This is a genomic window from Pseudomonas marginalis (genome assembly GCF_001645105.1).
Taxonomy (GTDB): domain Bacteria; phylum Pseudomonadota; class Gammaproteobacteria; order Pseudomonadales; family Pseudomonadaceae; genus Aquipseudomonas; species Aquipseudomonas petroselini.
Map to the genome: position 1 here is coordinate 75,984 of NZ_LKEG01000036.1, position 10,022 is coordinate 86,005.

Sequence of the window (10,022 nt, forward strand, 5' to 3'; positions counted from 1 at the left end):
GTTGTGCTTGGGCGACTACTCTGTTTAGCAGGACAGACGCCTGATTGGAATAAATCCCTGGTATGACCTACCAGCTCAGTACCTGTGTCGTTACTTCCAGCGGAGCGTTGAATGAAACGTCGAATGTCCCCGGTCGCTTTACTGGCTTTGATCCTTGCCTATGGCGCCAGCGCCCAGGCGGTGGAGTACAAGGACGTCAACCGCACCGCCAGCCAGATCAGTTTCACGTATAAACAATTGGGGCAGCGGGTGTATGGCACCTTCAGCGAGTTCGAGGGCAGCTTGACCTTCGACACGCAAAAACCCGAAGCCGGGCATGCGTTGCTCAAGATCCAACTCGCGAGCATCGACGCCGGCAGCCCCGACGCGAACGATGAGCTGCAACGTGCGTCCTGGTTCGACACCGCGACGTATCCGGTGGGCGTGTACGAGTCCACGGGTGTCATGGCCCTGGGGGACAACCGCTACACCATCAGCGGCAACCTGACCCTCAAGGGCATCACGCACCCGGTGACGGTCGACGTGGTGCTCAAGGAGCAAGGCGGTATCGGCGTGTTCGACGGTGAGTTCATCCTCAAGCGCGGCGACTTCAAGATTGGCGAGGGCGAATGGGCCGGCAATCGCGTGGTGTCCAATGACATCAACATCAAGTTCAAGATGGTCGCGCCGCAGCGTTAACGGGCGAACCGCTTTGCACCCGCCACGCAGCCGATCACCGCGACCGTCACCAGTACCATGCCCAGGCTGACCGGCTCATGCAGCAGGCCCGCCGCCAGCGCCAAGCCGAAAAACGGTTGCAGCAATTGCAACTGGCCCACGGCGGCGATGCCACCCTGGGCCAGGCCGCGGTACCAGAACACAAAGCCGAGCAACATGCTGAACAACGCCACATAGCCCAGGCTCAGCCAGGCGGGCAGGCTGATGCCGCTGAAACTCGGCGGCGCCAATACCAGGCTCAAGGGCACCACCACCGGCATCGACACCACCAATGCCCAGCAGATCACCTGCCAGCCGCCCAGGCTGCGCGACAGCTTGGCGCCTTCGGCGTAACCCAGGCCGCAGACCAGCACCGCCAGCAGCATCAGCAGATCGCCGGCCGGTGCGGCGCTCAGCCCCTGGGCGACGGCATACCCCATCACCAGCCCACTGCCCAGGATCGAAAACACCCAGAACACCGGGTGCGGGCGCTCGCCACCGCGCAGCACGGCAAATACAGCGGTCGCCAGGGGCAGCAGGCCGATAAACACGATGGAGTGGGCGGACGTCACGTATTGCAGCGCGAGCGCCGTGAGCAAGGGAAAGCCGATCACCACACCCAGAGAGACGATCGCCAGGGGCAGCCACTGATGACGTGCGGGGCGTTTTTCCTTGAACAGCCACAGCAGGAACAGCCCCAGGGCGGCGGCGATGGCCGCGCGGAGCATGGTCAGGAACACCGGGTCAAACTCCATCACGGCCAGGCGTGTGGCGGGCAGGGAACCGCTGAAAATCACCACGCCGATAAAGCCGTTGATCCAGCCTTGCGTGCGGCTGTCCAGGGTGTTGAAGGGGGATGTACGTTCCATGAAGGGCGCCCGAAAGGAAGGAGAGGTTGCGTTCAGGCCATCCTAGGGGGCAGCATTAATACAATCAAAAAATTGTCATGGATACAGTGTCTATGCCTCGCGCTCGCTACAAGTCCCTGGTCGACCGCTTCGCCGCAGATATTCGCAGCGGGATAATGCCGCCCGGCACACGGCTGCCGACGCACCGGCAACTGGCCGCCGATCATGGCCTGGCCCTGGTCACCGCCAGCCGGGTGTACGCCGAGCTGGAAGCCATGGCCTGGTCAGCGGGGAAACCGGGCGTGGCACGTTCGTGCGCGAGATCGCGTTGCCGCCGGGGCAGGGCAGTGGGCAGATGACGGTGGCGGCGGGGATGCTGGATCTCAACTTCAACTACCCGTCGCTGCCCGGCCAGGCGGACCTGCTGCGCACGGCGTTACGCCAATTGGCGTTATCCGGCGACCTCGAAGCGTTGTTGCGTTACCAGCCTCACGCCGGCCGCCTGCACGAGCGTGCAGCGTTTGCGCGGCATGTGCTCAGCAGGGGGCTCAGCGTGGAGGCCGACCAAGTGCTGCTGGTCAGCGGCGCCCAGCACGGCTTGGCGGTGACGATGATGGCGTTGCTCAAGCCCGGGGATGTGATCGCGGTGGATGCGTTGACCTATTCAGGGTTCAAAGTGTTGGCCGAGAGCCTGCACTTGGACGTTGTCGCGATCCCGGTCACGGCGGCAGGCCCGGACTTGGACGCGCTGCACAACCTGTGTCGCAAGCGCCCGGTGCGTGCCGTGTACAGCATGCCGACGCTGCACAATCCGCTGGGCTGGGTGCTGAGCCTGGACCAGCGGCAGACGCTGGTGGCGATCGCCCGGCAGCACAACCTGATGATCATCGAGGACGCGGCCTATGCGTTTCTGGCCGAGGACGCGCCGCCGCCCCTGGCTACCCTGGCGCCGGAGCGCACGGTGTATGTGGGCGGGCTTTCGAAAAGCGTCGCGACCGGCCTGCGGGTGGGGTTTGTGGTGGCGCCGCTTGGATGGGTCAAGGGGCTGGAACGCAGCATCATGGCCACCACCTGGAACGTGCCCGGCGTGATGAGTGCGATTGCGGTGGCCTGGATCGAGGACGGCACAGTGGCGCAGCTGGAAGCGCAAAAGCGCCGTGATGCCCAGGCGCGCCAGGCCCTGGCAGCCCAGGTGTTGAAGGGCCTGGCGTACACCTGTCATCCCTGTTCGTATTTCTTGTGGCTGCCCTTGGCGCAAGAGGCCCGCGCCGATCAGGTCGCCATGGCCTTGCAGCGCGAGGGCATTTCCGTGTCAACCGCCGAGCCGTTTTCCGTCTCGGCCCATGTACCCCACTCACTACGGCTGGCCTTGGGGTCGGTGGACATGGCGGCGTTGCGCGAAGCGTTGTTGACGGTGCGCAAGGTCGTGCAGTGGTGAGCCAGGCGGCTCACCGCTAGCCCTTAGAATTTAAACGCCTGGCGACCGATCAGCAGCCAGTGGCCTTTCTGCTTTTGCCAGATCTGGAAGTTCTCGATTTCGGTGGGCACTTCTTTGCCGCTGTTCACTGCCAGGGCGGAGAAGTGGTTGCGGACCAAGGCGGTATCGCCACTCAAGGTGATGGTCTGTTTCTGCATTTCGAGGGTCTTGAAGCCGCTGCGACCGGTCTCGATATCGGCGATGAATTCCTGCTTGTTCTGGATCTTGCCGCTGGAGTGGCCGTAGGTAAGGTTCTCGGCGGTCAGGCTCTGGAGCTGCTTGAGGTCTTTATGCAGCATCGCTTGGGTCAGGTGGTCGACCGCTTGGGCGACGTCTTTATCGGCGGCGGGGGCTGCGGCCACGTAGCCGCTGAACAGGCACAGAAAACCGATCAGTACTTTGACTTTTTGCATGGGTGTTTCCTTATTGTTGTTGGGGGTGGGACAACACGTTACCGCCTATGTCGTCGTACAACATTGCAATACTCTTGTGCCGTTTGGAAAGTAAAATTTCGGATATTTACACGGTGCTGAGGGTTTGCTCGGTCTCAAGATTTCATTGTTCTTGTACGATGTCTCATCACTGGTTAAAAATGGCCTCCCGTCTAACAATAAAATAACGGAGACACACCATGGATTCTTCCTCTTCGCCTGCCCGGACCGACCACAGTCGCCGCGTTTTCCTGCAACGTTCCCTGGCGGTTTCCGCCTCCGTGGCAGTGCTGGGCAACCTGCCGCGCCTGGCAGATGCCGCTGAGCCATTGAGCCAGCGATATCCAGACCCCTTGGTGAAAGTGCTTGATGACAGTTTCCTGGAATTGCGCCTGTTCAATGCCAGTGTCGAGCGACTGGCGACCGGCTTGCGTTGGGCCGAGGGGCCGGTGTGGATCGGCGATGGCCGCTACCTGCTGCTCAGCGATATCCCCAACAACCGCATCGTGCGCTGGGACGAGGTGACCGATAGCCTGTCGGTCTACCGCGAAAACGCCAATTTCTCCAACGGCATGTGCCGTGATCGCCAAGGCCGGCTGCTGGTGTGCGAAGGCTCGACCACCAGCAAAGAGGGCCGGCGCATCACCCGCACCGAGCACAACGGCAGCGTCACCGTGCTGGCGGACAGCTTTGACGGCAAGCCCTTCAATTCGCCCAACGACATCGTGTGCAAACGGGATGGCTCGGTGTGGTTCACGGACCCGCCGTTCCAGACCGGCAACAACTACGAAGGGCACAAGATCACGCCCACCCAGCCCCATGGCGTCTACCGCATCGACGGTGACAGCGGCAAGGTCACGCGGGTGATCGACGACCTCAACGGCCCCAACGGCCTGTGCTTTTCCCCGGATGAGAAGCTGCTCTACGTGGTCGAAGGCCGGGCCAAGCCCAACCGGTTGATCTGGGCCATCGACGTGAATGACGACGGCACGCTTGGCGCCCGTCGCAAGCACATCGAAGGCCTTGAGTACGCGGCCTTGGACGGCATCAAGTGCGACGAGAGCGGCAACCTCTGGTGTGGCTGGGGCGGCAACGGCGACCCCAAGGCCGACCTGGAAAAACTCGATGGCGTGCGCGTGTTCAATCCGCAGGGCAAGGCTATCGGGCATATCTCGCTGCCGGAACGCTGTCCCAACCTGTGTTTTGGCGGCCGTGAGGGTAACCGCCTGTTCATGGCCGGCAGCCATTCGATCTATGCAGTGTTCGTCAACACGCGTGGCGCCGATTTCGGCGGCTGACCGCAAAAAAACCAGGGTGAGCGTCGGTCGAGCGGCGCCCATCTTGGCATTTTGGCGCTATGCTGCGGGCTCCTGAGGCGTCAGAGCGTCAAGCAAATGGACTTCAATTGGCACAGCCACCCCATCACCCGCAACACGCCCGTTACCCCTCACTACAAAAACACGCAGAACGTACGCCGCTTCATGCTTGAGCACTGTGGTCCGGCATTCACGTTCGACCGGCCCTTCATGGCCTGGATTCGCAACGCTGAGCCCAAGACCCTCGGTGACGTGGTGGACGAGTGGCGGCGCCGACACGAGGATTCACGCCCATGACCCGCGACGAAAAATACCAGGCCGCGCAACAACGCCTTGGCTACCTGATGGACGAATTCAAGGTCGGTGGCAACTACACGCCCCTGGTCCGGGACGGCAACCACCTGTACATCAGTGGCCAGATCCCGCGGGTCGGCGATACCATCGTGCTGCCGGGCAAGGTCGGTGACAACCTGACCCTGGCCCAGGCACAAATCGCCGCCGGCATCAGTGCGTTGCGCTGCCTGGGGTTGCTCAAGCAGGCGCTGGGTTCGCTGGACGCGATCAAGGCGATCCCGCGCATCACCGTGTACGTGCGCAGTGCCGAGGATTTTGATCAGCAAAGTGAGGTGGCCAACGGTGCGTCGGACCTGCTGCACGAGATCCTCGGTGAGGCCGGGGTGCATACGCGCACCTCGGTGGGGGTGATGCAGTTGCCGAAGTCGGCGGCGGTGGAGATCGATATGATCGCGGTGGCGCACGGCTAAGCGACCCATGATTACCCAAGGAATGGCAGTACTGATCAATTACGCCACGTATCTGGCGCCGGGCCTGCTGTTGTTCGGCCTGTGGTTTGCACTCACGCCCAGGTCGCTGACGGCCCTGCGTATCCTGATTCTGCTGGCGGCGTTCGTGCTGATGCGCGATGTAATGACCCCGTTGGGCCTATGGTCGCTGGGCAGCGAAGTGCAGTTGGCGTTCACGGCCAATGCGTTTGTGTTGGCGGCGCTGGGTGGCTTGTCGCTGCTATTGATTGCCGTGCTGATGCGAGTGGCGCCAGACCTGTCGGCGCTGATCTGCTGGTCAAGGGGGCATCGAATCGGCGGCCTTGCGGTCGGCCTTGCCGTCGGGTGCTTGATCGGTGTGCCGTTGCGCTTCTACCAGGCAATTGAAGCGTCAGCGATCCCGGGCTACTGGGCATGGCTGCCGGGTATGGTGGTGTTGGCCTATGGTGCCAATGCGTTGGAAGAGGTGCTGTTTCGCGGGTATTTGCAGGGGTATCTGGAACAGCAGGTGACGCCATTGCGCGCGGCACTGATCAACGGTGTGGCCTTTGCGGCTTGCCATACATTCCTGGCACTGAGCGTTACTCAGCTGGGCTGGCCGGTGTTGTTGTTTACCCTGGTCGAAGGGTTGGCTTGCGCGCTGGTGCGCCTGCGTTACGGTGTGCTGGCGGCGACACTGACCCATGGCACGGCGATCCTGCTGATCGCCGTGCCCTTCATCACTTGATGTGAAATATCGACGCAAATGTGTGGGGCTTGCTGTGGTGGGGAGAGGTGCGACGATTTGACTTGTCCTCCGTCAGTATCACCGTAAGCCCAATGGGGCTGCTGCGCAGCCCAGCGCGGGGCAAGCCCGCTCACCACAGTAAGCCTGCTTCCACAGTAAGCCAGCTTGCATAGGGTTGACCGCGTTTAGCCAGCTGCTAACGGCGGCGTACGCGGCGGAATCTGGCGTTTGCTGCCGGTAGCCTCATACGCCGAGGCAAACCGCAGCAACGCCGAATCGTCATAGGCCCGCCCGGCAAACGTCAGCCCCACCGGCATGCCGATATCGGCCATCACGCCCATCGGTACGGTGACGGTCGGTACGCCCAGGTGGCGGATGGCGAGGTTGCCGTTGGCCACCCAGATGCCGTTGCTCCAGGCGATATCGGCGGAGGCTTCGTTCACATCGGCATCCGCCGGGCCTACGTCGGCGACGGTGGGGAACAGCACCGCGTCGAGGCCGAGCGTGTCCATCCAGTCTTCCAGGTCGATCCGCCGGGTTTGCTCCAGGCCACGCAGGCCGTCGGGCAAGGTGCTGATCTCGTTCCACGGGGTGATGCCGCGTTCGGCCATGCGCACGTATTCGTCCATGCCGGCGGCCAGGTCGTCCTCACGGTTGGGCAGGGTGCCCGGGTCGTGGGGGAAGATCTTCGGCCCGTCCACATCCGCCAGGCGGTTGAGCGCGGGGTCGTTGTTGGCGCGCAGGAAATCATCGAAGGCCCATGCGGACAGTTCCCACAGTTCATCGTGGAGAAATTCCTTGGACACCAGCCCACGGTTAAACACGGTAGGCGCGCCAGGGCGGTCGCCTTCGCATTTGGACGCCAGCGGGAAGTCCACCTCGATGACTTCGGCACCGGCGGCTTCCAGCGCCTGACGTGCGTCTTGCCACAGGTCGATCACGCTGGCGCGGGTGTTGATCTTCTGCCCGGTAGGGCCACCGATCCCAGGTTTTTCGCTGGTGCCGGCGTCCGGGTCGGCATTGATGTACATGCGCGGCACGCCAAAGCGCTTGCCGGCGAGGGATTCAGCGGGCACCGCCAGTTCAGCGTAGGACGCAGGGCGCACCGAAGCCACACTCGGGATCGGCACCCATGGCTGCAGGCGCCAGAGGTCGCCACGGGTGTCCGGGTCTTCGGCCACCACCACATCGAGGATTTCCAGCAGGTCGGCCATGGTGCGGGCATAGGGCACCACCACGTCCATGGTCGGTGTGAGCGGCCAGTTGCCGCGCACCGAAATCACGCCACGGGAGGGCGTGTAGGCGCACAGGCCATTGTTGGAGGCCGGGCCGCGTCCGCTCGACCAGGTTTCTTCGGCCAGGCCAAAGGCTGCAAAGCTCGCCGCCGTCGCGGTGCCGGCGCCGTTGGACGAGCCGGAGGCAAACGGCGCGGTCAGGTAGTCGGCGTTATACGGGCTTTCCGCCCGGCCATACACGCCACGCTGCATTCCGCCATTGGCCATCGGCGGCATATTGGTCTTGCCCAGGCAGATGGCGCCACCGGCGCGCAGGCGTTCGATGGTGAACGCATCACGCTGGGCGACCAGGGTGGCAAACGCCGGGCTACCGGATGCCGCGGTCAGGCCCTTGACCAGGTAGCTGTCTTTGGCCGTGTATGGAATGCCATCCAATGGCCCCCAGGTTTCGCCTTTGGCCCGGCGTGCATCGGACGCCTCGGCTTCTTTCAGCGCATCGGGGTTGCGCACCACCACGGCGTTCAAGGCGGTGGCGGTCTGCGGACCGTCATAGGCATCGATCCGTGCGAGGTAGGCCTGGACCAGTTCAACCGCCGTGGTCTGGCCGGATTCAAGCGCGGCGCGCAATTGGGCAATGGAGACTTCGGTAACGTGCATCACTTTTTTTTCGCCGCCTTCAAGTGGGGGTATGGCGGCAGTCTACGTACAGATATTTCACAAAACCAGCGCCGCATACTCTGCATACGCGCGGCGCATCACTTGCCAAGTGGCCTCGTCAGCGGGAATCAGGTGTTCGATCCGCAGGGAGGTGAGGGTGATGTCCTGGGGCATGCCGAAGGTAGTGAACGTGGACAGAAAGCTCAGTTCACCTTGGGCTGAGCGGACGCGCGTCAGTACCAGCGGTGGCATCTGCGCGGGCAGTTCGGTGTGGGTCGGTGTCGGCAATGTCGTCAGCAACGTGGCCAATTCAGGATTGCCCAGCGCCTCACGGGTGGCACGCTGCCAGGCCAGCGTGCGTATCTCCTCGGCATTGACCAGGTGATCGCCCAGGCCGCCCGATTGCAGCAGCGTGGTCAGCAGGTTCAAGCCCAAGGCTGCATCGGGCGGTATGCCCAGCAGTCCAAACAGCACGCCGGTACTGGCGTTCGCCGCCAACACTTGCCACTGACTGTCCAACAGGATGGCCGGGGCGGGATTGTTGGCGTGCAGCACATGGTTGACCGCTTCGCGGATCGCGGCCATGGCGGGCGAGGCGAGCGGGGTGGCGCTGTAGCGCGGCGCATAGCCGGCGGCGAGGAACACACGGTTGCACTGCTCCAGCGGGGCCTCCAGCGCCGTGAGCAGATTATGCAAGGTGCCAGGGCTCGGCTTGGCCCGCCCGGTCTCGATGCAACTGAGGTGGCGCTGGGAAACGCCGGTGATCAAGGCCAGGTCGAGCTGGCTCAGCTTGGCGCGCCTGCGCAGTTGGCGCAGCTGTTCGCCGGCGGTAGAAGGGGTGTCCATGGCGGGATCATGACCTCCGAGGTCATTGCGAGGGGCCGAACCTTATCACTAAGGTGGGCCTTCATCACTCCAAGGAAGCGACCATGAGAAGACCCTATATCGCCCTGGCGGGCCTGCTGGGATTTTCGCTGTACACCCTGGCAACGATGCTCACGGCTGAGCAGTCGCTGCTGGCCTTTGGACGCGAACTGATGTCGCGACCGGACACCGCGCAAGTGGTGATCGACCTGTACCTGATGGCGGTGCTGGCATGCGTGTGGATGTACCGGGATGCGCGGCGGCGCGGGCGGTCGCTGGCGTCGGTGGTGCCGTATTTTTTGCTGACGGCGGTGTTTGTGTCGGTGGGGCCGTTGCTTTATCTGGTGATGAACGGCGGCCCCGATGAGTGAGCGGTTGCAGGTCTACGCACTGTGCGTGCTGGTGCTGTGCCTGAAGATGTTTGCAATTTCCTGTTATCAGGGTTTTTTCCGGATACGGGCGCGGGCGTTTATCAATCGGGAGGATGCGGCGTTCTTCAGCTGTGCTGCGCATGCAGGGGAATTGCCGCAGGTGGTTAGGGCGAGTAAGGCGTGGGCGAATGACCTGGAGAATATTCCGTTGTTCTTTGTGCTTGGCGGGTTGTGTGTGGTGCTGGGGACTTCCACTGGGGCGACTGCGGCGCTGTTCGGTGGTTTTACCTTGGCGCGCATGGCGCACACGCTGATGTATCTGGGTGGATGGCAACCCTGGCGCACCCTGGCGTATGCGGTTGGGATGGCGTGTCTGTTCGGGCTGGGTGGGTTGGTGGTTTGGGGATTGCTGTGAGCGTTTTACCGCGGGTCAATGTGGGCGTTGGCTTGCGTGCGATGGGTATAGGCATCTATGCACCTCTGGGTGTGGCACTGTGGCGAGGGCGCTGGCCTGGCAGACCAGCGCCATCTAACGGTTAGGCCGCGATCCAAATGTGGGAGGGGGCTTGCCCCCGATAGCGGTGTGTCAGTCGATTCATCAGGTGACTNCTCGGTATC

11 protein-coding genes and 1 pseudogene are annotated in these 10,022 nt (G+C 62.9%); 8 read left to right on the forward strand and 4 right to left on the reverse strand.

Going from position 1 to position 10,022, the window contains the following annotated elements; genetic code table 11:
- The first annotated feature begins 111 nt into the window (after positions 1-111).
- Entirely contained in the window at positions 112-678 is a 567-nt protein-coding gene (locus AO064_RS11945) for a YceI family protein (protein ID WP_064053404.1), read from the forward strand.
- Here the strand turns inward: AO064_RS11945 and AO064_RS11950 are convergent.
- Positions 675-1,565 (reverse strand): DMT family transporter, encoded by an 891-nt coding sequence (locus AO064_RS11950; protein ID WP_064053405.1) that lies wholly within the window; start codon positions 1,563-1,565, stop codon positions 675-677. The two genes, AO064_RS11945 and AO064_RS11950, sit on opposite strands and share 4 nt — an antisense overlap.
- A gap of 92 nt (positions 1,566-1,657) precedes the next feature.
- Here AO064_RS11950 and AO064_RS11955 point away from each other — a divergent pair.
- Positions 1,658-2,982, forward strand: a pseudogene (locus tag AO064_RS11955) (aminotransferase-like domain-containing protein).
- A gap of 23 nt (positions 2,983-3,005) precedes the next feature.
- Here the strand turns inward: AO064_RS11955 and AO064_RS11960 are convergent.
- Positions 3,006-3,434, reverse strand: a complete 429-nt coding sequence (locus tag AO064_RS11960) for a nuclear transport factor 2 family protein (RefSeq protein WP_012724613.1) — start codon at positions 3,432-3,434, stop codon at positions 3,006-3,008.
- A gap of 218 nt (positions 3,435-3,652) precedes the next feature.
- Between AO064_RS11960 and AO064_RS11965 the strand changes: the two genes are divergently transcribed.
- The 4 genes from AO064_RS11965 to AO064_RS11980 all read left to right on the forward strand — a co-directional run bounded on the left by AO064_RS11965 (position 3,653) and on the right by AO064_RS11980 (position 6,277).
- Entirely contained in the window at positions 3,653-4,750 is a 1,098-nt protein-coding gene (locus AO064_RS11965; RefSeq protein ID WP_064053406.1) for an SMP-30/gluconolactonase/LRE family protein, read from the forward strand.
- 96 nt (positions 4,751-4,846) lie between these two features.
- Complete coding sequence (locus AO064_RS11970) at positions 4,847-5,065, forward strand: DUF6434 domain-containing protein (protein ID WP_064053407.1); 219 nt, start codon at positions 4,847-4,849, stop codon at positions 5,063-5,065.
- Entirely contained in the window at positions 5,062-5,532 is a 471-nt protein-coding gene (locus AO064_RS11975) for a RidA family protein (RefSeq protein ID WP_064053408.1), read from the forward strand. The genes AO064_RS11970 and AO064_RS11975 overlap by 4 nt, the downstream gene beginning before the upstream one ends.
- 7 nt (positions 5,533-5,539) lie before the next feature.
- Positions 5,540-6,277 carry a CPBP family intramembrane glutamic endopeptidase gene (locus AO064_RS11980; RefSeq protein ID WP_064053409.1) on the forward strand — a complete coding sequence of 246 codons (738 nt, stop codon included), beginning with the start codon at positions 5,540-5,542 and terminating at the stop codon, positions 6,275-6,277.
- Positions 6,278-6,462: 185 nt separating this feature from the next.
- Here AO064_RS11980 and AO064_RS11985 read toward each other — a convergent pair whose 3' ends face one another.
- Both AO064_RS11985 and AO064_RS11990 read right to left on the reverse strand, forming a co-directional pair.
- A complete protein-coding gene (locus AO064_RS11985) occupies positions 6,463-8,172 on the reverse strand; it encodes an amidase (RefSeq protein ID WP_082893927.1) in 1,710 nt (569 codons plus the stop codon).
- A gap of 54 nt (positions 8,173-8,226) precedes the next feature.
- Complete coding sequence (locus AO064_RS11990; RefSeq protein WP_064053411.1) at positions 8,227-9,015, reverse strand: helix-turn-helix domain-containing protein; 789 nt, start codon at positions 9,013-9,015, stop codon at positions 8,227-8,229.
- Between the two features lie 83 nt (positions 9,016-9,098).
- Between AO064_RS11990 and AO064_RS11995 the strand changes: the two genes are divergently transcribed.
- Positions 9,099-9,404: a DUF2834 domain-containing protein gene (locus tag AO064_RS11995; protein ID WP_064053412.1), complete on the forward strand. Its 306-nt coding sequence runs from the start codon at positions 9,099-9,101 to the stop codon at positions 9,402-9,404.
- A complete protein-coding gene (locus AO064_RS12000) occupies positions 9,397-9,819 on the forward strand; it encodes an MAPEG family protein (RefSeq protein WP_064053413.1) in 423 nt (140 codons plus the stop codon). The genes AO064_RS11995 and AO064_RS12000 overlap by 8 nt, the downstream gene beginning before the upstream one ends.
- The last annotated feature ends 203 nt before the right edge of the window (positions 9,820-10,022 follow it).

What these genes read in the sequence shown, in the direction of transcription:
- AO064_RS11945 (WP_064053404.1), top strand. Translation starts at nt 112, where the DNA reads ATGAAACGTCGAATGTCCCCGGTCGCTTTACTGGCTTTGATCCTTGCC.
- AO064_RS11950 (WP_064053405.1), bottom strand. Translation starts at nt 1,565, where the DNA reads ATGGAACGTACATCCCCCTTCAACACCCTGGACAGCCGCACGCAAGGC.
- AO064_RS11960 (WP_012724613.1), bottom strand. Translation starts at nt 3,434, where the DNA reads ATGCAAAAAGTCAAAGTACTGATCGGTTTTCTGTGCCTGTTCAGCGGC.
- AO064_RS11965 (WP_064053406.1), top strand. Translation starts at nt 3,653, where the DNA reads ATGGATTCTTCCTCTTCGCCTGCCCGGACCGACCACAGTCGCCGCGTT.
- AO064_RS11970 (WP_064053407.1), top strand. Translation starts at nt 4,847, where the DNA reads ATGGACTTCAATTGGCACAGCCACCCCATCACCCGCAACACGCCCGTT.
- AO064_RS11975 (WP_064053408.1), top strand. Translation starts at nt 5,062, where the DNA reads ATGACCCGCGACGAAAAATACCAGGCCGCGCAACAACGCCTTGGCTAC.
- AO064_RS11980 (WP_064053409.1), top strand. Translation starts at nt 5,540, where the DNA reads ATGATTACCCAAGGAATGGCAGTACTGATCAATTACGCCACGTATCTG.
- AO064_RS11990 (WP_064053411.1), bottom strand. Translation starts at nt 9,015, where the DNA reads ATGGACACCCCTTCTACCGCCGGCGAACAGCTGCGCCAACTGCGCAGG.
- AO064_RS11995 (WP_064053412.1), top strand. Translation starts at nt 9,099, where the DNA reads ATGAGAAGACCCTATATCGCCCTGGCGGGCCTGCTGGGATTTTCGCTG.
- AO064_RS12000 (WP_064053413.1), top strand. Translation starts at nt 9,397, where the DNA reads ATGAGTGAGCGGTTGCAGGTCTACGCACTGTGCGTGCTGGTGCTGTGC.